This window comes from Streptomyces mesophilus, from assembly GCF_040300965.1.
Classification (GTDB): Bacteria; Actinomycetota; Actinomycetes; order Streptomycetales; family Streptomycetaceae; genus Streptomyces; species Streptomyces mesophilus_A.
Genome location: NZ_JBEPEW010000141.1, coordinates 1 through 21,151, shown reverse-complemented (window position 1 = coordinate 21,151; position 21,151 = coordinate 1). Strand labels below are relative to the sequence as shown.

21 protein-coding genes and 1 pseudogene are annotated in these 21,151 nt (G+C 70.3%); 10 read left to right on the top strand and 12 right to left on the bottom strand.

Features of this window, described 5'->3' with window-relative positions; genetic code table 11:
- The 4 genes from ABT367_RS33535 to ABT367_RS33520 form a co-directional block, all read right to left on the bottom strand.
- Nucleotides 1–1,098: ATP-binding protein (locus ABT367_RS33535; protein WP_352257050.1), on the bottom strand; the 1,098-nt coding region annotated here is incomplete at its 3' end.
- A 69-nt stretch (nucleotides 1,099–1,167) separates the two neighbouring features.
- On the bottom strand, nucleotides 1,168–2,097 hold the full coding sequence (locus ABT367_RS33530; RefSeq protein ID WP_352257049.1) for an AAA family ATPase: 930 nt from the start codon (nucleotides 2,095–2,097) through the stop codon (nucleotides 1,168–1,170).
- A 3-nt stretch (nucleotides 2,098–2,100) separates the two neighbouring features.
- Nucleotides 2,101–3,306, bottom strand: a complete 1,206-nt coding sequence (locus tag ABT367_RS33525; protein WP_352257048.1) for an RNA ligase — start codon at nucleotides 3,304–3,306, stop codon at nucleotides 2,101–2,103.
- A gap of 106 nt (nucleotides 3,307–3,412) precedes the next feature.
- The gene (locus ABT367_RS33520; protein WP_352257047.1) at nucleotides 3,413–4,117 is read right to left on the bottom strand and encodes an NAD(P)-dependent oxidoreductase; all 705 of its coding nucleotides are present in this window, start codon (nucleotides 4,115–4,117) and stop codon (nucleotides 3,413–3,415) included.
- 220 nt (nucleotides 4,118–4,337) lie between these two features.
- Between ABT367_RS33520 and sigJ the strand changes: the two genes are divergently transcribed.
- On the top strand, nucleotides 4,338–5,336 hold the full coding sequence (gene sigJ / locus ABT367_RS33515; RefSeq protein ID WP_352257046.1) for an RNA polymerase sigma factor SigJ: 999 nt from the start codon (nucleotides 4,338–4,340) through the stop codon (nucleotides 5,334–5,336).
- A gap of 16 nt (nucleotides 5,337–5,352) precedes the next feature.
- On the opposite strand, the gene ABT367_RS33510 is transcribed toward sigJ, so the two are convergent.
- A complete protein-coding gene (locus ABT367_RS33510) occupies nucleotides 5,353–6,630 on the bottom strand; it encodes a cytochrome P450 (protein ID WP_352257045.1) in 1,278 nt (425 codons plus the stop codon).
- 159 nt (nucleotides 6,631–6,789) lie between these two features.
- Between ABT367_RS33510 and ABT367_RS33505 the strand changes: the two genes are divergently transcribed.
- Complete coding sequence (locus ABT367_RS33505) at nucleotides 6,790–8,244, top strand: glyceraldehyde-3-phosphate dehydrogenase (protein ID WP_352257044.1); 1,455 nt, start codon at nucleotides 6,790–6,792, stop codon at nucleotides 8,242–8,244.
- A 65-nt stretch (nucleotides 8,245–8,309) separates the two neighbouring features.
- Here the strand turns inward: ABT367_RS33505 and ABT367_RS33500 are convergent, their stop codons facing one another.
- The gene (locus tag ABT367_RS33500) at nucleotides 8,310–9,839 is read right to left on the bottom strand and encodes a peptide MFS transporter (RefSeq protein ID WP_352257043.1); all 1,530 of its coding nucleotides are present in this window, start codon (nucleotides 9,837–9,839) and stop codon (nucleotides 8,310–8,312) included.
- A 311-nt stretch (nucleotides 9,840–10,150) separates the two neighbouring features.
- Between ABT367_RS33500 and ABT367_RS33495 the strand changes: the two are divergent.
- A pseudogene (locus ABT367_RS33495) lies at nucleotides 10,151–10,596 on the top strand (DUF2071 domain-containing protein).
- A 154-nt stretch (nucleotides 10,597–10,750) separates the two neighbouring features.
- Nucleotides 10,751–12,076, top strand: a complete 1,326-nt coding sequence (locus tag ABT367_RS33490; RefSeq protein ID WP_352257042.1) for a glycoside hydrolase family 18 protein — start codon at nucleotides 10,751–10,753, stop codon at nucleotides 12,074–12,076.
- Nucleotides 12,077–12,104: 28 nt separating this feature from the next.
- Here the strand turns inward: ABT367_RS33490 and ABT367_RS33485 are convergent, their stop codons facing one another.
- On the bottom strand, nucleotides 12,105–12,671 hold the full coding sequence (locus tag ABT367_RS33485; protein WP_352257041.1) for a DUF421 domain-containing protein: 567 nt from the start codon (nucleotides 12,669–12,671) through the stop codon (nucleotides 12,105–12,107).
- 91 nt (nucleotides 12,672–12,762) lie between these two features.
- Between ABT367_RS33485 and ABT367_RS33480 the strand changes: the two genes are divergently transcribed.
- The 4 genes from ABT367_RS33480 to ABT367_RS33465 are packed head-to-tail and all read left to right on the top strand — an operon-like array spanning nucleotide 12,763 to nucleotide 16,029.
- On the top strand, nucleotides 12,763–13,737 hold the full coding sequence (locus ABT367_RS33480; protein WP_352257040.1) for a tellurite resistance/C4-dicarboxylate transporter family protein: 975 nt from the start codon (nucleotides 12,763–12,765) through the stop codon (nucleotides 13,735–13,737).
- On the top strand, nucleotides 13,734–14,423 hold the full coding sequence (locus tag ABT367_RS33475) for an ABC transporter permease (protein ID WP_352257039.1): 690 nt from the start codon (nucleotides 13,734–13,736) through the stop codon (nucleotides 14,421–14,423). The genes ABT367_RS33480 and ABT367_RS33475 overlap by 4 nt, the downstream gene beginning before the upstream one ends.
- Entirely contained in the window at nucleotides 14,420–15,094 is a 675-nt protein-coding gene (locus ABT367_RS33470) for an ABC transporter permease (RefSeq protein WP_352257038.1), read from the top strand. Before ABT367_RS33475 ends, ABT367_RS33470 begins: the two co-directional genes overlap by 4 nt.
- Nucleotides 15,091–16,029, top strand: a complete 939-nt coding sequence (locus ABT367_RS33465) for an ABC transporter substrate-binding protein (protein ID WP_352257037.1) — start codon at nucleotides 15,091–15,093, stop codon at nucleotides 16,027–16,029. The genes ABT367_RS33470 and ABT367_RS33465 overlap by 4 nt, the downstream gene beginning before the upstream one ends.
- Nucleotides 16,030–16,200: 171 nt before the next feature.
- Here ABT367_RS33465 and ABT367_RS33460 read toward each other — a convergent pair whose 3' ends face one another.
- Complete coding sequence (locus tag ABT367_RS33460) at nucleotides 16,201–16,572, bottom strand: hypothetical protein (RefSeq protein ID WP_352257036.1); 372 nt, start codon at nucleotides 16,570–16,572, stop codon at nucleotides 16,201–16,203.
- 581 nt (nucleotides 16,573–17,153) lie between these two features.
- On the opposite strand from ABT367_RS33460, the gene ABT367_RS33455 reads away from it, so the two are divergent.
- A complete protein-coding gene (locus ABT367_RS33455) occupies nucleotides 17,154–17,504 on the top strand; it encodes a hypothetical protein (protein WP_352257035.1) in 351 nt (116 codons plus the stop codon).
- Nucleotides 17,505–17,572: 68 nt separating this feature from the next.
- Here ABT367_RS33455 and ABT367_RS33450 read toward each other — a convergent pair whose 3' ends face one another.
- Nucleotides 17,573–18,166: a TetR/AcrR family transcriptional regulator gene (locus tag ABT367_RS33450; protein ID WP_352257034.1), complete on the bottom strand. Its 594-nt coding sequence runs from the start codon at nucleotides 18,164–18,166 to the stop codon at nucleotides 17,573–17,575.
- Nucleotides 18,167–18,286: 120 nt separating this feature from the next.
- Between ABT367_RS33450 and ABT367_RS33445 the strand changes: the two genes are divergently transcribed.
- Nucleotides 18,287–18,940, top strand: a complete 654-nt coding sequence (locus ABT367_RS33445) for an alpha/beta fold hydrolase (RefSeq protein WP_352257033.1) — start codon at nucleotides 18,287–18,289, stop codon at nucleotides 18,938–18,940.
- A 65-nt stretch (nucleotides 18,941–19,005) separates the two neighbouring features.
- Here the strand turns inward: ABT367_RS33445 and ABT367_RS33440 are convergent, their stop codons facing one another.
- From ABT367_RS33440 to ABT367_RS33430, 3 genes are all read right to left on the bottom strand, one after another.
- Entirely contained in the window at nucleotides 19,006–20,166 is a 1,161-nt protein-coding gene (locus ABT367_RS33440; RefSeq protein WP_352257032.1) for an ABC transporter ATP-binding protein, read from the bottom strand.
- A 153-nt stretch (nucleotides 20,167–20,319) separates the two neighbouring features.
- A complete protein-coding gene (locus ABT367_RS33435; RefSeq protein ID WP_352257031.1) occupies nucleotides 20,320–20,964 on the bottom strand; it encodes a LutC/YkgG family protein in 645 nt (214 codons plus the stop codon).
- The coding region (locus ABT367_RS33430) for a lactate utilisation protein LutB domain-containing protein (protein ID WP_352257030.1) at nucleotides 20,961–21,151 on the bottom strand (191 nt) is incomplete at its 5' end. The genes ABT367_RS33435 and ABT367_RS33430, both read right to left, overlap by 4 nt.

Genomic DNA, 21,151 nt, shown 5'->3' with positions numbered 1-21,151 from the left:
CACCGTGAGGCGGCCGCCGGTGCGCGAGGCGTCGGCGGCCGCGACCGGCCCGAACCGTGCGATGGCCTCCTCGTCGCCGGCCTGCGCGGCATGGTGCACGATCCGGGACGGGTCGGCGCCGGGGCTCGCCACGAGCGCGCGCAGCACCTCGCGGTTGAGGGTGATCCGGCGCGCGGCGGGCAGCGAGTCGGCGATCGCCCGGCGGATCAACTCATGCCGGAACACGACGCGTTCGGGTGTCACCGACAGCAGACCGTGCTGCTCGCCGGTGGCGAGCACGGTCAGCGCATCCGGCAGCAGCGCGTCCGCGAGCCGGTGCTCCACCGCCGACGGGAGCACGGCCAACTGCTCCAGGGCGTCCCGCGCCCCGGCGTCGAGCCCGCGGAGCCGGGCGAGCACTGCGTCCACCACGGTGGGCGGCACCCCGCCGGCGTTACCCGCCGCGAGCACCTCGGCGACGAAGAACGGGTTGCCCGAGGTGACCGCGTACACCTGCGCCGGATCGAGACCTTCGGCCCTGCTCATCCGGCCGACCGCGCCCCGCGAGAGCCGCGGCAGCGCGAGCCGGTGCACACGGTCGGTGCGCGACACCTGCCCGAGCAGCTGGCGCAACGGGTGCTCACGGCCCAACTCGTCGTCCCGGTAGGTGAGGACCAGAAGGGCGGGCAGCCGCTCCATCCGCCGTACGAGGAACCGCAGAGCGTCGAGGGAGGCCTCGTCGGCCCAGTGCACGTCCTCGACGACCAGTACCACCGGAAGCGGAGCCGAGGTCAGCTCCGAGCGCAGGGCGTCGTACACCCGATGGCGGTCTCCGGCTCCCTGCAGCGCCTTCGCCAGCTCCTCGCCGACACCGTCCGCCCCGCCGACGAGATCACGGAAGGGGCCGAGCGGCCGTCCCGTGGCCAGGTCGTCGCAGGCGCCGATCAGTATCCGCGCATGCTCGGGCAGCACCGCGGACATGGCCTTGACCAGGCTGGACTTGCCGATTCCGGCTTCACCGTGGACAAGCGCGACCGAACCGGCCCCGTCGGCCGCCTCCCGCGCGGCGGTGGCCAGCCGGCCCAGCTCGTGGTCGCGTTCGAGCATCCCCCGGTCCACCGCACAATTCTGGCACGCAGGGACGGGTCGGACACCGGTTGCCCGAGGTTGCCCGACCCGTCGACGCCTTTAGAAATCGCCGTAGTTGACCTGCCAGGTGGGCAGCCCCATCCGACGCCAGACCGCCACCACGCGATCGCGGTCGTCCAGCGAAACCCGCACCGCGAACCGGTCCCGCACATGTGCGTCGAACAGCTCCGCCTTCACGAGGTCGTCGCGGCGATGGTCCCCGTGCGCGCGCATCCACAGTTCGTCGTACGGCACTTCGTGGCGGGCGAGCCAGGCCTCGGTGATGGCCCGGTGCTCCTCGCCACGGCCGGAGAGCAGCACGATCACGTCGCCGTCCCCGGCCCGGAAGGCGCGCAGCGCGTGTCGGACCGACGCGTTGAGCGTGTCCTCGTCGCAGCGCGTGAAGTCGTACGGCCCGCGCTCCCCGCGCAGCGCGAGGGTGCCGTCGATATCGCACATCACAGCCGACGGCAGCGCCGGGTCGGGCACGTACGGCCTGACCTCTGGCTCGTCGTTCAGCCACTCGGCCGTGAGCCGCCAGCCGCCCTTGGTCGCCTTGAGGTGCTTGTCCGCGAGGATGCGGATGATCTCCTCGCCGACCTCGCGCGGGCGGCCCGCGTCGCGGCGGATGCACTCCTCGACGGGTACGTCCGTGAAGTCGTGCACGACGAAGGTGCCCTGTCCCGCGACCGCCGCCTTGAGCCGCTTGGGGATGTGCGGCGTCAGATGCGTGTTGTCGACGACCACGTCGAACCCACCCTCGACCGCCGCGCGCACGGCGGCGTCCTGGATCTCCAGGACGGTCTGCTCATGGGCGTACGAACGTCGCTGCTCGGGAGAAGGGACGTCCAGCATGACCCGCAGGTCGTCCAGATTGACGCGGCGCATCCGGCCGTTCGCCTTCTCCTGCAGCTCACGGGCAGCGGTTGTTTTGCCCGAAGCGGGCAGCCCGGTCATGACGTGCACTACGGGCTTGGTTGCCTCGGACACGGGTCAGTTCTCCTCATCGGTCTTGAAGGGGTCGGCCGCTTGTGGCCGTACGGAACGGTAGGTGACGAGTTCGGTGGTGCGCCCGTCGAGGCGCAGGAACATCGCGGAGCGCAGACCCACCTCGGGCAGTGCCTGTACGGCGCGCGCGAACGCGCCCCGGTCGGCGCCGAGGTGGGCGAGAGTCTCGTACGCCTCGCCGATCGCCCGCTCGCGGTCGGCGACGCGCTCCTCGAATCCGGCGATCAACTCCCGTACCCAGGCGTCGAATTCATCCGGCACCTGCTCGAGCAGGGCGTCCAGCGGGCGGCTGTCCGCCTCGATCTCCGCTGCCGTGCAGCCGAGTGCCTGCGCGACCTGCTTGGCGGGCAGGTGGGTGAAGCGCTGGATGCCGTGGCTGCGCCAGATGTCCCGCTCGGTGACGCCGGTGATGACCTTGTGCAGGCGTACGTACTCGGCGAGCTTGGCCTTGGCCCGTACGCCGGACGCGAAGCGCAGCACGAAGCCCTCGGCGTCGGTGCCCGTGGCGGTCCTGCCACCGGGCAGGGTGTTCGAGTCCGTCAGGGCGATGAGCTCGGCGAGCGGCATCGCGGGCCAGACACGGACCACCGAACCGATGCCGTCCCAGTGCGCCGCCGCCTCCGCGAGCGGGAGTTCGGTGCCGTCGACGCCGAATGCCGCGAGCAGCACCAGGTCCCGGCGGTCTCCGTAGTCCACGACGATGCGGTTCTGCGGGTACAGGATCTCCGCGAGGTACGTGACACCGGGCACCAGGGCCGTGTGGTCCTTGCCGTCCAGGCGGCGCTGCGCCCAGGTCGCCTGGTCGCTGATGAACGAACCCTTGGACGCCACGTGCCAGCGGTCCGCGTAGTGGAAGACCACCGCGAGGCTGCCGTCGACCTTGTCGTACACCTCGAACGGCTCGTCCGGCAGGGCGGGCGCGTACGGCTGACCGGTCTCGTGCTCACCGACATTGAAGAACTTGGCGAGCGGCAGCGCGACGATCTCGCCCGTGGCGTCGTCGGCGACGAGACCGCGGCAGCGCGTGGTCACCGTCGTCCAGGCCCGTTCGTACTGAGCCGTACGCGAATAGGTGTAGATGGACAGCGGCAGGGAGGGGTGCGACTTGCGGGTGACGTGGCCGGCCTCGAGGGCAGCCGCGAGCTCGTCCTTCGGCAGCAGCTCGTTCAGGGTCAGGGGCGCCCCGCTCATCGTGTTCCTCCTGGTTCGTGGAGTTCGATCCTCTCCTGGCGAGGCGCTCGGGGAAAGCGATTTTGCTGGTGGGGGCGGGTGCCGGTAACTCCCGCCCCCTGCGCGGTCAGCTCGCCTTCTTGCCGCCGAACGCCTCCTTCCTGAGGAGTTCGAGGAAGGTCGGGGCTCCATCCGTGGTGCGTACGTCGATGAACGTGTGCACATCCAGGCCGTCAACTGCCCGGCGTACCAAGGAGTGTGCGAGGTCGGAGCGGGAGGTGAACCGGCCGGGGAGACGGGTGGCGGCGACCTGGTAGTCGGTGACGGCGTCCGCGTCGAAGAGGCCGCCGGGGCGGACCACCGTCCAGTCGAGGCCGCTGTCGCGGATGACCGCCTCCATGCGCCGCATGTCGTCGTAGACGGTGCGGCCCATCGTCCGGGCGATGAGCGGCTCGACGACCTTGCGGAAGAGGAAGCCTTCGCCGGGTGCCTCCGTGTCGAACAGCACGGTGGACGTCACGCAGACGAGGCGGCGGACGCCGTGCTTGGCCATCGCCTGGGTGATGTGGGTGCTGCCCTCGGAGTAGAGGGAGACGCGGGAGCGCCCGTAGGGCACCCCGAGCGAGGAGATCACCGCGTGCTGTCCGGCCACGACGGCCTCGACCGCCAGCGGGTCCCGCACGTCCGCGCCGACGATCCGCAGCCGGGGGTCGTCGAGCGGGAAGTCGTCGGGCCGGCGGGTGACGGCGGTGACCTCGTGGCCGTCGGCGAGGGCCTGTGCGGTGGTCCGGCGTCCGGTGGGGCCGTTGGCTCCGAACACGACGAGTTTCATGAGGGGTTCCCCTTCGGTACGGACGGACGGGGCGCGGGCCGTGGCGCCAACTCCCCGTCGTCCAGATGGTTTTGATACCCAGGAGGACCGTGGCGGCGGCGAGTGTGACCTCTTGCGGGCCGGATGAGAGGTGACCCACACTTCCGGAATTCATGTCACGTTCCGGAGGCGCGGGGCCTCGTCGGGGCAAGGGCGCACGCGCGGGCGAGGGGAGACGGACATGACCGACAGCCCAGGACCGCACAGCGGGACGGCGGGGACCGACGCGGCGACGCAGGTCTTCGTCGACCATCGCGAGCTGCTGTTCTCCGTCGTCTACAACATCCTCGGCAGCGTCGCCGACACCGAGGACGTGCTCCAGGAGACCTGGCTGTCTTGGGCGGGCCGGGGCCGCGGCACACCGCAGGCGCCGGTCGAGAAGCCGCGTGCCTACCTGGTGCGGATCGCGGTCAACCACGCGCTCGCCCGGCGGGCCGTCGTGGACCGCCGCCGTGAGACATACGCCGGAACCTGGCTGCCGGAACCACTGGTCGGCACGGACTCCCCGGTGGAGAACGCCGATGCGGGGGAGCAGGCGCTGCGCGGCGAGGCGGTCTCGATGGCGCTCCTCGTGGTGCTCGAGACGCTCAGTCCGCTGGAGCGTGCGGTGTTCGTCCTGAACGAGGTGTTCGGCTACCCGCACACGGAGATCGCGGAGATCATCGACCGCAGCGCTGCGGCGGTACGCCAACTCGCCCACCGCGCCCGCTCCCACGTCCGCTCCCGGCGCCCCCGCTTCGAGACCCACCCGCGGGTCCGCCGTCAGGCGACCGAGCGGTTCGTCGCCGCGGCGCTGGGCGGCGACCTCGCGACGCTGCTCGAGATCCTGGCGCCGGACGTGACGCTGTGGACCGACGGTGGTGGCAAGGCGCGTTCGGTGCCGCGCCCGGTCCGGGGCCGCGACAACGTCGCCCGCACCCTGGCCGGTTTCGCCTCGCGCCCGCCGGCCGACCTCGACGTCCGCTATCGCAGCGTCAACGGTGATGCGGCCGCGGTGGTGTACGCGGACGGGGCCCCGTTCGCGGTGATGGTGATGGATCTGGCCGCCGGGGGTGAGGGGGTGTCCGATGTGTACATCGTCACCAATCCCGAGAAGCTCGCCGCTGTCGGGCGCGGCGAGGACGTGGCCCGCACGGCCACGGATGAGGGCGCCACCGTCGAACGCCAGGGACCTGCGTGAAGCGGCGCGCGCTCCCTCAACCTTCCTGAGAAGGCGCCGCAGTTGAGGCGGACGGGGAATCCGACGAGCGGGTCAGGACGAACCCGCTCCGGGGGCGGGTGGGCATGCGCCCCAGGTCGATCCGCAGATCCTGCGTGGGGACCGCGTACGCCAGCCGCGCCAGGCGCAGCGTCAGCACCTCCAGGAGCCGGACCGTGATGTCCTCGCCCGGACAGCGGTGGCCGCTCGCCGCCTCCCCGCCGCCCTGCGGCACGAGGACATCGCGCTGCGGGGGTCGGTTGACGAAGCGTCCCGGGTCGAAGTCGTACGGCTGTGGCCACAGCTCTTCGTCGTGGTTCTGGCCGTACAGGTCGAGCAGCACGAGCGAGCCCTCCTCGATGGGCTCGCCCTGGTGGAACAGCTCCTCGTTCGCCACCCCGGCCACGAACGGCGCGAACGGGTAGTAGCGCCGTACCTCGTGCGTGAAGGCCCGTGCGTAGCCGTCCTCGTCGAGCATCTTCTGCCGCTGGTCCGGATCCTGGTGCAGCGCGTGCGCGGCGAAGGCGACGTACCAGCACACCGCGACCGTCGGCCGGATGACGTTGAGCAGTTCCACCGCCGCCGTGTGCGCGTCGATCAGCTTGTCGTCGGCGTCCCGGTGGTGGACCACGAGATCGACCACCGAGCCGTCCGGCACCTTGCGCTCACCGGTGCGGATCTGCGCGATCAGCCGCATCAGACCCTTCTCGGCGCGGTTGCGGGCCCGCCGGGCGCGCACGTGCCGCGGCCCGACGGCCGCGAATCCGTCGACCATGGCCACCAGGTCGCGCGCCACGGGCTCGACCCGGGCGGCGTCCAGCGGCAGCCCCGCCCAACCGCACACGGCGCGCGTCAGGATCCGGCTCACTTCGTCGAACAGCACCACGCGCCGGCCGTCCGCCCACCACCCGGCCGTCTCGTCCCAGATCGCGCCCGCCGATTCCGCCAGGGCGTCGATGCGGCCCGGGTCCTTGAGCAGGTCCACGAACAGCGTCTTGCGGACCTGATGGGCGCGTCCGTCAAGGGTGTGCACGGCGCCGTGCCCGAACAGGGTGGAGAGCACCGGCTCGGGCAGCGCGTCGCTGCGGGCGATGCGCGGCTCCTCGTAGAAGAAACGCACCGCGTCAGGGCCGCGCAGCGCGACGGCGGGGCGGCCGAGCAGCCGGGTGCGCACCACTGGCGCTGTCGTGCGCTCCCACTGGGCGGGCAGCCAGCGGTAGCCGTCGGCGAGCAGGGGCAGGGTGGCGTCGGACTTCAGACGTCGTAGCGCGTTCATGCCTTTCGGAGTACCCCGGGCCTTGTGCCGAAACGTCACGGAAGCCGCAGAAAGCACCGCACCGGACCTGTCCGAGGAGTGAGATGGCCCACCCCCTCAAGCTCCTGAACAGCAGGGAGTTAGCATGTGAGCGCCGCCTAGCTCGAAAGATAAATTCCTGTGACTGTCAACGACGACTCGTTCACCAACTGGAAGCACCGCGAGGAGATCGCGGAGTCGATGATCCCGCTCATCGGGAAGCTGCACCGCGAGCGGGACGTGACCGTTCTGCTGCACAGCCGCTCCCTGGTGAACAAGTCGGTGGTCTCGCTCCTGAAGACTCACCGCTTCGTACGTCAGATAGCCGGCGAGGAGCTCTCGGTCACCGAGACGCTTCCGTTCCTCGAGGCCCTGACCACGCTGGACCTCGGTCCCTCGCAGATCGACATCGGCCGGCTCGCCGAGGAGTACCGGGCCGACGACCGTGGACTGAGCATCGAGCAGTTCACCGCCCAGGCGGTGGCCGGCGCGACCGGCGCCAACAAGATCGAGTGCCGTGAGGGCCGCGATGTCGTGCTCTACGGCTTCGGCCGCATCGGCCGCCTCGTCGCCCGTCTCCTGATCGAGAAGGCCGGCTCCGGCAACGGTCTGCGCCTGCGCGCGATCGTGGTCCGCGGCGGTGGCGATCAGTCCGGCGGGGATCTCGTCAAGCGCGCCTCGCTCCTTCGCCGCGACTCGATCCACGGCCAGTTCCAGGGCACGATCACCGTCGACGAGGCGAACAGCACGATCGTCGCCAACGGCAACGAGATCAAGGTGATCTACGCCAACGACCCCTCCGAGGTCGACTACACGGCGTACGGCATCAAGGACGCCATCCTCATCGACAACACCGGCAAGTGGCGCGACCGCGAGGGCCTCTCGCAGCACCTGCGCCCCGGCGTCGACAAGGTCGTCCTCACCGCTCCGGGCAAGGGCGACGTCCCGAACATCGTGCACGGCGTCAACCACGACAGCCTCAAGCCGGACGAGCAGATCATCTCCTGCGCCTCCTGCACCACCAACGCCATCGTCCCGCCCCTCAAGGCCATGGACGACGAGTACGGGGTGCTGCGCGGCCACGTCGAGACGGTGCACTCGTTCACGAACGACCAGAACCTTCTGGACAACTACCACAAGGCCGACCGCCGCGGCCGCTCCGCGCCGCTCAACATGGTGATCACCGAGACCGGTGCCGCCTCGGCCGTCTCCAAGGCGCTCCCGGACCTCAAGGCGCACATCACGGGCAGCTCGATCCGTGTGCCCGTGCCGGATGTGTCGATCGCGATCCTGAACCTGCAGCTGGCCCGTGGCACCACCCGCGAGGAGGTCCTCGACCACCTGCGCGAGGTCTCGCTGACCTCGCCGCTGCGCCGCCAGATCGACTTCATCTCCACGCCCGACGCGGTCTCCAGCGACTTCATCGGTTCGCGGCACGCCTCGATCGTGGACGCCGGAGCGACCAAGGTCGAGGGCGACAACGCGATCCTCTACCTCTGGTACGACAACGAGTTCGGCTACTCGTGCCAGGTGATCCGGGTCGTCCAGCACGTCTCGGGCGTCGAGTACCCGACGTACCCGGCGCCTGCTGTCTGAGGCTTTGATGCGTCAAGGGCCGCCGCACCTCGCGGGTGCGGCGGCCCTTTCGCGTACAGCTGAGGTCAGTTGATGCTGCCCATCAGGCGCTGCACCCGCCCGCGGTAGACCCAGATCCCGATACCGGCGATCACGGCCACGGCCGCCTCGATGCCGACGACGCCCCGGCTGTCCAGGTTCATGCCGCCGGTGCTGAGCAGGGACATCAGCGAGTCGCCCGCGGTCACCGCGAGGAAGAAGACGCCCATCATCTGGGAGGCGTACTTCGCCGGGGACATCTTGGTGGTGAGCGAGAGGCCGACGGGGGACAGGCACAGCTCGCCGACGGTCTGCACGAAGTAGATCGCCACGAGCCACAGCGCCGCGGCCTTCGTGCCGTGCGCGGCGGTGGTCATCGGGATCAGGAACACGAAGAACGAGACACCCGCGAGCACCAGACCCGAGGAGAACTTCACGATGGTGCTCGGCTCCTTGCCGCGCCGGTTCAGCCACAGCCAGCCGCTCGCGATCACGGGTGCGAGCGCCATGATCAGGACCGGGTTCACCGACTGGTACCAGGAGACCGGGAAGTCCCAGCCGAAGAACGAGTTCTGCGCGGACTCGCCGGCGAAGGTGGCCATCGTGTACGAGCCCTGGTCGTAGATCGCCCAGAAGATCGCCGCGGCCACGAAGAACCAGATGAACCCCGACATCTTCGACTGCTCGAGCTGCGTCAGGCTCTTGTCCCGCTTGATGCGCACGAGGACGAGGACCGGGATCACGATGCCGAGGACGGACAGCGGGACCAGGATCCAGTCGTCGGTGATCGTCGTGAACGACGCCACGCAGACGTAGAACACCGCGGCCGCCGCGGCGGCGATCAGCGACTTCACGATCACGCTCTTGCGCTCGGCCGCCGTCAGCGGCTTGGGCACCACGTTCGACACCTCGCTGAGGTGGCGGGTGCCGAGCAGGAACTGGATCAGGCCGAGACCCATACCGGCCGCTGCGAGGGCGAAGCCCAGGTGCCAGCTGACGGTCTCGCCGACGGTGCCGATGATCAGCGGCGAGAACATGCCGCCGAGGTTGATGCCCATGTAGAAGACGGTGAAGCCGCCGTCGCGGCGCGGGTCGTCCGGGCCGTCGTAGAGGTGGCCGACCATCGTGGAGATATTGGCCTTGAGCATGCCGGAGCCGAGCGCGACGAACGCGAGGCCGAGGAAGAAGGCGGGCGTGCCCGGCACGGCGAGCAGCAGATGCCCCGCCATGATCGCGAGCGCCGAGATGGTGACCGTCTTGCGCGGCCCCCACACCCGGTCGCCGAACCAGCCGCCCGGCAGGGTCAGCAGATAGACCATCGCCGAGTAGATCGCGAAGATCGAGGCCTCGGTCGCCACGGACATGCCGAGACCGCCGCCCTGCATGCCCTTGGCCGCGTCGGCGCCGCCGGAGATCAGGTACAGCGGAAGCAGCGCCCGCATGCCGTAGAAGCTGAAGCGCTCCCACATCTCGGTCATGAAGAGCGTGGCGAGTCCGCGGGGGTGCCCGAAGAAGGTCTTCTCGGTGGGCCGGTGCCCGGGACGGGGGGCGGGTGCCATGGTCTGGCTGGTCGCCATGGGGCGTTCCTCGATCGCTCGGGACGCGGGGTGAGCGGGGTCGCGCCCGGGTGGGTGGCCGGCACCGTCCGGGCGCCCTCACCCTGCGCTCATGGGAAACGAGAGGCCGCGCCCGACGGGATCCACGCCTCGTATGCGTCGTTGCACCGAAGGCCCGGCCCACAGGTCAGTCACTGCTCTCCACTGTGACGACCGCGTCAGGGCGACTTAAGTGCCTTTTGTCCGTACGCGGAACATAAAGCCCTCGGCCGAAAGTACGGGTCGACCGGGGCGCCCGGCCCCTCGGCGGGGCAGTCTGGGAAGCTGCTGGGGTGACGTTCACGCCGGTGCGCCCCGAGCCCATCACCGCGGACCCGCCGGGCTATCCGGCGCGGGCGCTGCTCACACAGTCCTGGCTCGACCTGGCGTTCGTGCACTGGGCCGTGGACCCCGCGGACGTGGCCCCACTGCTGCCGGCCGGCACGGTGCCCGACACTCTCGACGGCGCCACATACGTCGGTCTCGTCGCCTTCCGCATGCACCGCGTCGGCTGGTTCCGGCTGCCCGGCGTCCCGTATCTCGGGAGCTTCCCGGAGACCAACGTGCGCCTCTACTCGGTCGACGGGCAGGGCCGCCGGGGCGTCATGAGGACGACTTGATCGAGGCGGCGGGGCTTCCACGGCCCTGCGGCGCACCCGTCAGCGTGCTCTACTCGCCTGGCGTGCCGGTCGAGTTCGGGCGTCCGGGGCGAGGGCCTGCCGGCATCCCCACGCCGTAAGTCGCGGGTGCCCCCGCGCCGTACGCGCTGTCCCGCGGAGTCGGGAATCCGCCCGCCCTCTTGACCCATTCTGGTCCAGACCAATAACTTCGGCTGGCCGACTCTCGTCTGCACCAGGCCAGTTGGCCCTCTTCCGTCGACCAGGAATGAGCCCATGCGCCGAAGAATTCTGCCCCAGACGGCCGCGGCCGTCTGCCTCGTCGCCCTGATCGCTCCGCTCGCCCAGGCCCAGGAGGGCGGTGACGAGCGCGGGGGCGACCGTGGCCGCTCCGCGCTCAAGCGCGTCGGCTACTTCACCCAGTGGGGTGTCTACGGCCGTGACTTCCAGGTCCAGGACCTGGACAAGAGTGGTGCCGCGGCCCGCCTCACCCATATCAACTACGCCTTCGGCAACGTCAGTCCGCAGGGCAAGTGCTTCCTGAACGCCGTGCCGGGCGAGTCCGACCCCTGGGCCGACTACCAGCGCCCGCTCGACGCGGAGAACTCCGTCGACGGGGTGGCCGACACCGACACCCAGGCCCTCGCCGGCAACTTCAACCAGCTCAAGGAGCTGAAGGCCAAGCACCCCGGCCTGAAGGTGATGATCTCGCTCGGCGGCTGGTCCTGGTCCACGCACTTCTCCGATGCGGTGCGAACTCCCGAGTCCCGCAAGGCATTTGTGCAGTCCTGTGTCGACCTCTACCTGAAGGGCAACCTGCCCCAGGACGGTGTGCGCGGCGGAGAGGGCGCGGCCGCCGGGGTGTTCGACGGCGTGGACCTCGACTGGGAGTGGCCGGGCTCCGAGGGTGACGCGGACACCGTGTTCCGGCCCGAGGACAAGAAGAACTTCACAGCGCTCGTCGCCGAGTTCCGCACCCAGCTCGACGCGCTCGGCCGCAACAACCGCAAGCACTACGAGCTTTCGGCGTTCGTGCCCACCGCCGAGAAGAAGATCGACGCGGGCTTCGAGGTCAAGAAGATCATGCGCGACCTGGACTTCGTGACCCTGCAGGGCTACGACTTCCACGTCAGCGGCGAGAAGACCACGGCCCAGCAGTCCGCGCTCTTCTCGCGGAACGACTTCAGCGTCGACGGCACGGTGGACGCCTGGCTGGAACGCGGCGCCCCGGCCCGCAAGCTGGTGGTCGGCATGCCCTTCTACGGTCAGGGCTGGACCGGCGTGAGCGGCGGCGGTGACGGAATGGGACAGCCCGCCACCGGTCCCGCTCCCGCCAAGTGGGCCAACGGGTACGCCGATTACAAGGAGCTCAAGGCGCTCGCCGACTCGGGCACGTACAAGATCCACCGCAATGTGCGCGAGGGCCACACCTGGCTGTTCGACGGCACGACGCTGTGGACGTACGACGACCCGGCCACGCTCGCCGTGAAGTCGGGCTATGTGAAGGCGCGCGGCCTCGGCGGCGCGATGTTCTGGTCGCTCGACGGGGACACGGCCGACGGTCAGCTGGTCCGGACCGTGGACCGCGCCCTCGGGCGCTGACCGCAGGCATCGGGCGCACCCGGAGACCTCATGCGTCCCGGGTGCGCCCGAGCTGTTCACGCAGCTGCGCGATCTCGGCCCGCAGCACCGCGATGTCGTTCTTGTCCGCCGCCTGATCGCCGTCCTTCAAGGTCACCAGGAGTGTCCCGCCGGGCTCCAGGCTCACCGCACTGGCCTCGGCCACGTCGTCGCCGCCCTGCCGGCGTACGGCGACATCGAGGTCCGCGATCCTCAGGCCGTAGCGCCGTACGGTCCGGGGCAGCCAGCGCCCGTCCCGCGCCAGATCGACGGGCGATCCCTCGAGGATCTGCCCGAGCCTGCCCGAGGCCTGGGCCGCCCGTACGACCACGCCGTTCACCGCGAGCAGCACCGCCGCGCCCAGTGCTGCCCCGGTCACCGAGTTGTCCGGGCCGATCACGGCGTTCTGCACGACGTTCGACAGCAGCAGCATCACGACCAGGTCGAAGGTGTTGAGCTGCGCGAGGTCCCGTTTCCCGGCGAATCTGAGCAGCACGAGCACGATCAGATACACCGCGACCGTCCGTACCGCCTTCTCGCCGTACGGGATCCCCACATCAACCAGGTCGTGCCACACACTCGCTCCCGAAGTCGTCGGACACCGGCCGCGTCAGCCGATCGGTCCAGCATTCCCGGCGCGGGACCCCGCGGGTGGGGATGGTGGGGTCATGAGCACCGGTGTGTCGCCTCAGCATCGGCAGGGCTTCGTGCGCTGGTGGACCGGGCGCTCACCTGCCGCGGGTTCCGCCGTGATGGCCACCGGCATCCTGTCGGTGGGGCTGCATCTGATGGGCCGGGAGAACCTGTCCCTCGCCGCGCTCGCCCTCGCCGCCGTGATGTGGAGCGGTCTCGCGGCCGATTTCACCGGGCGGCTCCTGAACGACCGGGCCCGCTGGATCCACGAGGCGGACTCCCCGCCCGCCCTCACCGGAGCGGCCGCGACCTGCGTGCTCGGCACGCGGCTCGCCCTGCTCGGCTGGACCGCGCTCGCCACCGTCCTGCTCGTGCTCGCCGTGCTGGTCTGGCTGGCGCTGCTGCCCGCGGTCCTGCGCGACTCGGTGCTGCGGGTGCGGCACCACGCGATGCCGGGCGCGGTGTTCCTGGTCTGCGTCGCCACGCAAGGGCTCGCCGTGCTCGGCGCCACGCTCGCACCCCTGCTGCACCAGACCTGGCTCGCCCGCGCGGCCCTGGCCGCGTTCTTCCTGGGCCTGGTCCTGTACGGATTCGCGCTGGCCCGGTTCGACCTGCGCACCGTCCGTCGCGGCGCGGGCGACCAGTGGGTGGCGTGCGGTGCCCTGTCCATCTCGGCCCTGGCCGGCGCGAAGCTGCTCGCCTCGGCCGCCTTCACGGGAACGTTCCACGACGTCCTGCGGATCGCGGCGCTGACCCTGCTCGGTCTCGCCTTCGCCTGGTACGCGGTGCTGGCCGTGGCCGAAGTGGCCTGGCCCCGGCTCCGTTACGACGTGCGCCGCTGGGCCACCGTCTTCCCGATGGGCATGACCGGGGTCGCGACGCTCTCCCTCGCGACCGCGGCCGACGCGGCGGGGCTGAGGACGCCCGGCAAGGTGCTCGTGTGGTGTGCCGTCGCCGCCTGGTGCGCGGTCTTCGCCGGTACGGTCCGCTCGGCGGTGAGGACGGCATGAGAGCAACCCCCGAGGCGCCCGACGACTGCCTCGCGCGCAACGAGTGGATCTGCGGCAAGTACCTGAGCACCCGCAGCGAGATCCTCACCGACGCCGTGATCCAGCACCTGGAACTCACCGCGATCTCGGTCCTGATCGGCCTGGTCCTCGCCGTCCCCCTCGCGGTCGCCGCGCGCCGCTGGCACTGGGCTTCCGGGCCGGTCCTCGGCCTGACGACCGTGCTCTACACGATCCCCTCGCTCGCCATGTTCTCGCTGCTGCTTCCGGTGTACGGGCTGTCGGCCGCCCTGGTCGTCGCGGGCCTCGTCCTGTACTCGCTGACCCTGCTGGTCCGCAACATCCTCGCCGGACTGCGCGCCGTGCCCGAGGAGACCCGGCAGGCCGCGCGCGGTATGGGCTACGGGCCGATCCGGCTGCTGCTGACCGTCGAACTCCCGCTCGCCGTACCGGCCGCCATGGCGGGCCTCAGGATCGCCACGGTCTCGGCGGTCTCGCTGGTCACGGTGGGCGCGATCGTCGGCTACGGAGGGCTCGGCAATCTCATCTACGCCGGGATGAACACGTACTTCAAAGCGCAGGTCCTCACCGCGTCCGTGCTGTGTGTCGTCATCGCGATCGGCGCCGATCTCCTGCTCCTCGGCGTGCAGCGGCTGCTGACGCCCTGGCAGAAGGGGGCGCGCGGATGAACACGCTGAGCGATGCCTGGAACTGGCTCACCGACCCCGCCAACTGGTCCGGGGGCGACGGCGTCTGGCACCGTCTGACCGAACACCTGGTGCTCACCGTGGTCTGCCTGGTCATCAGCTGTCTGATCGCGCTGCCCATCGCGCTGGTCCTCGGCCACCTCGGCAAGGGCGGCGCGCTCGCCGTGAACATCTCGAACGTGGGCCGTGCCGTGCCCACCTTCGCCGTCCTGGTCCTGCTCCTTCTCACCCCGATCGGCAAGTGGGGACAGGGTCCGACGGTCGTCGCCCTGGTGCTCTTCGCCGTACCGCCGCTGCTCACCAACGCCTACGTCGGGATGCGCGAAGTCGACCGCAGCATCGTCCAGGCGGCCCGCGGGATGGGCATGACGGGACGCCAGATGCTGTGGCGGGTCGAACTGCCGCTCGCCCTGCCGATGATCCTCAACGGTGTACGGATCGCCGCCGTCCAGCTGGTCGCCACCGCCACCATCGCGGCGCTCGCGGGCGGTGGCGGACTCGGCCGGATCATCACCGCGGGCTTCAATCTGGCCTCCACCGCCCAAGTGGTCGCGGGCGCCGTCCTGGTGGCCGCGTTCGCCTTGATCGTCGAGGGGCTCTTCGAGCTCGCCGAACGCCTCGCCCCCGGCTGGGCACGGGGGAGGACCGCATGAGGCGACCGCTCGCCACGACCTGCCTGCTGACCGCGCTCCTCGCGGGCTGCACCACCGGACCGTCCCTGGAGAACCAGGGCGAGGTCACCGCACCGCCCGGCGACAGCAAGTCCCTGACCATCGGATCGGCCGGCTTCACGGAGAGCGACCTGCTCGCTCAGATGTACGCCAAGCTGCTCTCGAAGGCCGGCTACCGCACCACCCTCCTCACGGTGGCCAACCGCGAACTGTATGAACCGGCCCTGGAATCCGGCCAGATCGACGTCGTCCCCGAGTACGCGGCGACCTTCGCGGACTGGCTCAACGCCAAAGCCAACGGAGCCGACGCACCGCCCGTGGGGTCCCCCGACCTCGGTGCCACGATGACGGCCCTGCGCGAGCTCGCCACGCCCCGCGGCCTCACCGTGCTCGACCCCGGCAAGGCCGTCGACCAGAACGCCTTCGCGGTGACCTCCGCGTACGCGAAGCAGCACGACCTCAAGACGCTGTCCGACCTCGGCCGCTCGGGCCTCAAGGTGCGGCTCGCGGCAGGCGACGAGTGCGTGAAACGGCCCTACTGCCAGCCCGGGTTGGAGAAGACGTACGGGATCGACATCACGGCCGTCGACCCCAAGGGGGTCGGCACCACCCAGGCCAAGAAGGCCGTACAGGCGGGCCAGGACCAGATGGTGCTGACCACCAGCACCGACGCCACGCTCGGCGAGTTCGGTCTGGTGCTGCTCGCGGACGACAAGAAGCTACAGAACGCCGACTACATCGTGCCCGTGGTGAACCGCTCCCGGGCCGGCAGCGAGAAGGTCGCGGCGGCACTCGGCAAGCTCAACACCGTGCTCACCACGGCGGACCTCGCCTCGATGAACCAGCAGGTGGACAGCTGGCGGCGGCTTCCGGAGGACGTGGCCGAGACGTATCTGGAGGAGAAGGGGCTGCTCTAGGCGCTCCGGTCCGCGATGCCTCGCAGTTTGCTCCCCAAGGGCCGCTCGGCTGGCGGTGCTTCGTCCGGTGTGCCGACACTGGGGCGTCGGCGGCAAGTTGCGGGTAATCGACGAGGTCGTCCGTATACCCACGTCCCGCCCGGCGCCACCCCTACAGATCACATCCGTTGTTCACTCGATCCTCGGCATGAGGCAGGTTCCCTCACTGCTGGACAGTTCCAGTGCGTTCCGGGTCCTTTGCCAGGTCAGTGCACGGGCAGCCATCTCACTGCGCATGATGAGTTTCGCGCCGCGCAGTTCCCAGGTAATGACGGCGTCATCTGCGATGGCGGTGCCGTCCGGCAGGAATTCGATCGTGGTCCAACGGCCGGTGGATGGGATGTCGCACGCACCCCACACACCGATCAGTTCGTCAACACCCGAGCCCTTCCCCCGGTCCGGCGGCACGGAGGCCGGGGAAGCGGTCCCCAGCGGTGTCGAATCCGTGGAATCGCCCGCCTTGCCACAACTCCATATCAGTCCCAGGACACCCAGCAGAAGCACCGCTTCTCGTAATCGTCGCACCGCAAACACCCGCTCCCTGGCCGCACCGTCGCCGGCAACGATGCCTTCGACGGGTAACCGGCCATCGTTGCACCTCTACGGGAACAAGGCATCGCCTCTGTTCTCTCCGGGGCCTGATTCCGAACGGTGTGAAGCATGGCCCGACTGGCCCTTGTAGCAAGCGTTTTGCCTTCGAGAGCATGGGGCGCACCATTCCGGGGGGACTCATGGATCCCAATGACCCGCCGGCGGGCGTACGCCCACCGGAACCAGAACCGGCATCCCCGCCGCCGACCCGCGCTCCCCACCGACAGAGAGACCGCGCCGTACACGCCGCATTGATAACCGGTGGATTCGGGCTGATCCCTCTGCTCCTGGGATATCTCGGCCTGTCCGCGGCCGTGACACCGCCCACCGTATCCACCCCGACGAGGACGTCCACCGTCACCGTGACGGCCACGGAGCCGGGGAGGGCACCGCCATCGCCCTCCGCAAGCGCGTCCGCGAGTGCGGAGCCCCCCGGGGAGGCGGAGAGTTCCTCCAAGGGGTGGCTGAAGACCTGGAGCGGACAGGTCACGCTCGTGTCGACCTTTACCGACTTCGACGAGATTCCGCCCACCCGCGGCCTCAGCGATGTAAAGGCCGTCGGATTCGTGGACGGCGTCTACCTCAAGGCGACGGGGCCGGGAAATCTGGCCAAGGTTGCGGCCGACGCTCCCACTCCCTCCCCAGCCGACTGCCTCGCCTTGATCGAGGTGAGCAACGCCGAACCAAACCGACTCACCGTGAGCAAGGGCGATCGCGCCTGCCTGCGGACCAACATCGGGCGCATTGTCCTCCTCGACATCAAGGGCGCCACCGTCCGTGAGGAGGGCAACAGCGGTGTGTCCGGGCACGCAACTGTATGGACAGGTCCCGACACGAACTCCTAGGCAGTTTGTTTGACCATGGGTGGACCGCTTGCTGATCACCTCGCGGCAACCACTGATCCGAACGCTGCCTAGCTCCCGCCGCGGCCCGGGTCCAGCGCACGGATGACGTGCTCGATCAAGGTGTCCAGGTATGCGGGTTCCGGCAGGCCCAGGTGGAGGACGAGCCGGTGGTACAGGGGGCCGTAGAAGAGGTCGAGGGCGACGTTCAGGTCCGCGTCCGGGTGCAGTTGACCTTGCTCCTGAGCGCGGCGCATGCGCTGCCCGAACGCCTCGATGCGCGGCCGGACCAGGCGCTCGCGCACCTGCTCGGCGAGCTCCGGATCGCGCAGGGCGTCGGCGACCAGCCCGGTGAGCGGGGCGTGCGAGGGCGGAGAGAGGAAGCGGATGACGGTGGCCATCTGGGTCCGCATGTCGGCGGCGAAGTCGCCCGTGTCGGGATGGGGAGCGACGGTGTCGGCTGCCTCGTGGAGGGCTTCGAGGACGACGGCGCCCTTGGACGGCCACCACCGGTAGATCGTCTTCTTGCTGACGCCGGCGCGGGCCGCGATGCCCTCGATCGTCATCCGGCCGTACCCCTCCTCTCCGCACAGCTCGAGGGCCGCGGTGAGGATCGCGTCACGGCTCTTCTGGCTGCGCCGCTGCGGGTTGGGGGGCTTGGTCACGGTCCGACCCTAACAGGAGACGACACGTGGCGTGTCGTTGACAGATCAAGGCCGGGCGGGCAAGGTCTCCATCGCGACACGCCACGTGGCGTGTTCTGCGGCGCAAGATCGGGCTCCTGTATGCCCGCGTACGACCGCCGGGGGCGCGGTGACAGTGGGGACGCCGACACCTATGACGTGCAGCGCGAGGTCGAGGACCTGGACGCGCTGATCGGGCACGGCGAGGCCATGGTGTTCGGTATGTCCTCCGGTGCCGTACTGGCGTTGGAGGCCGTGGCCCGGGGGAGCGCGGTGACCCGCCTTGCGTTGTACGAACCGCCCTTCATCACCGACGCGAGCCGCCCGCCGCTGCCAGACGACTATGTCGCCCACCTTGAGGAGCTCGTGCGGCAGGGTGCGTACGGCGACGCGGCGGCCTACTTCATGACGGCCGCGGTGGGGATGCCGGCCGAGGCGGTCGCGGGCATGCGGCAGGCTCCGTTCTGGGCCGTTATGGAGGCGACGGCCCGCACGCTGCCCTATGACGGCCGGATCATGGGCGACACCATGTCCGGGCGTCCGCTGCCCGCCGACCGTTGGCGGTCCGTGAGCATCCCCGTCCTCGTCGGTAGCGGGGACGCCGGCGCACCGCACATGCTCACCGGCGCCGAGGAACTCGCCGCGCTGGCCGACAACTTCTCCCTGCGCGTCTTCCCCGGGCAGGAGCACACCATCGCTCCCGAGCTCCTTGCCCCGGCACTCGCGGACTTCTTCGCCGCTCAGCCGCAGGCGTGAACAAGCCGGCCTCGGCCCACTGGGCTGGGGCCGGCTCTCGGGTTACTCGTAGGCAGGCTCTGCGGTTACGCGTCCGCCACCGAGTCGAACTCCACCTCGTCGCGCCCGACCCCCAGCGCGTCCGCGTCCACCGAGCGGCGCAGCGCCTCGTGCAGCTTCGCCGGGGTGAGGACGCCGAGGAAACGGGCGCCGTCGAGGACCGCGACCCAGCCCGCGTCGTGCTGGAGCATCACGCCGAAGGCGGTCTTGAGCGGGGCGCCCACGGGGACCCAGGAGTTCATCCGGTGTGCGAGATCGCCGACCTTGGCCTCGCCCGCGAGCGCGAGCTCGTCGACGCCGGCCCAGCCGTGGAGTTCGCCCGCCTCGTCGAGGCAGACGGCCCAGCGGGCGCCCTCGGCGCGCAGCCGGGACGCGGCGGACGAAGCCGATTCGTCCAGGCGGGCGAGCGGCGGTTCCTCCAGGTCATCGGGCTCGATCTCGGTGACCGACAGGCGCTTGAGACCTCGGTCGGCGCCCACGAACTCGGCCACGTACGGTGTCGCGGGGTTGCCGAGCACGGCGCCGGGAGTGTCGAACTGCTCGATACGGCCCTGTCCGTAGACCGCGATGCGGTCGCCGAGCCGCACGGCCTCCTCGATGTCATGCGTGACCATCACCACGGTCTTGCGCACATTCCGCTGCATCTGCAGGAACTGGTCCTGCAACTGCTCACGCACCACCGGGTCCACCGCGCCGAACGGCTCGTCCATCAGGAGCACCGGCGGGTCCGCGGCCAGGGCCCGGGCCACACCGACCCGCTGGCGCTGGCCGCCGGAGAGCTGGTCGGGATAGCGGGAGCCGTACTTCTTCGGGTCGAGGCCCACCATGTCGAGCAGTTCCGCCGCACGCGCCTTCGCCTTCGAGCGCTTCCAGCCGACCAGGGCGGGGACGGTCGCGGTGTTGTCGAGGATCGTGCGGTGCGGGAACAGACCGACCTGCTGGATGACGTATCCGATCCGGCGCCGCAGCTTGACCGGGTCGACAGTGGAGATGTCCTCGCCGTCGACGAAGATCTTCCCCTCGGTGGGCTCGATCAGCCGGTTGACCATCATCATCGTGGTGGTCTTGCCGCACCCGGAGGGCCCGACGAGCGTCACCAGTTCGCCCTCGGCCACCTCGAAGGAGAGATCGTCCACGGCGGTGGTGCCGTCGGCGTACCGCTTGGTCACCCGCTCGAACCGGATCATGCCCTCACGCTACGAGCGGGGGTCGCGGGCCGCACACCGGGACGGGCCGCACGGTGGGCTCACACCTTGGCCAACGGTGGGCTCACACCCTGGCCAACGGTGGGCTCACACCCTGGCCAACGGTGGGCTCACTCCACGAGGCCGACGGTCGGCTCACTCCACGAGGATCACTTGGAGCGTACGGGGGCCGTGCACGCCCTCCACCCGGTCCAGCTCGATGTCGCTGGTCGCGGACGGGCCGGAGATCCAGGTCAGCGGGCGTCGCGGGTCGAGTCGGGGGAGCGCCTGCGGTACGGACGAGACGAGCTGCTCCGGGACCCGTACGACGCAGATGTGGTGGTCGGGGATCAGGGTGATCCGCCGGCGCCCCTGGTCGGGGGAGCCATCGAGGACGAGCGTGCCGGTCTCGGCGATGGCGAGCGCGCAGCCGGTCACGACCGCCGACACCTCGTCCAGCTCGTGCGGAGTGCTGTCCGGGCTGTCCTGGACAAGGCGCGCGGCCACGGCCGACAGCCACGCCCTCGGTAGTCCCGCCGGCGCCAGCACGGAGTCCGCGTCGCGTTCGGCGAGGAGCCGGGCGATCAGGGCGGGCAGGCCGGCCTCCTGCGCCCGGTGGACGAGCGCGCGGTACTCCGCGAGGTTCTCGGCCAGCAGATCGGCCGTCTCGGCGGCGGTGCGCGCGCCGTGCTGCTCGTGGTAGTCGCGCGGCACGTCCTGTGCGTACGAGGTGGACGCGCTGTCGGAAGCGTCGCCGATGGCCCGCCGTACCCGCGCCAGCACCCGTTCCCTGCTGTTCACTCGACCTCTCCCTTCCCGCCGTCCGTCCGCGCCCACCAGTCGCGGAACGACTCCCGCGGCACCTCGGGCAGATCCCGGCTCGCGCCCCAGGCCTTGCCCGGACCCGGGAGCTTGCGCGGTTGCAGTCGGCGGGTGCGCGAGGCCAGGCGCTGGCCCGTGCGCAGGACACCCGGCCTGCCGAACGCCC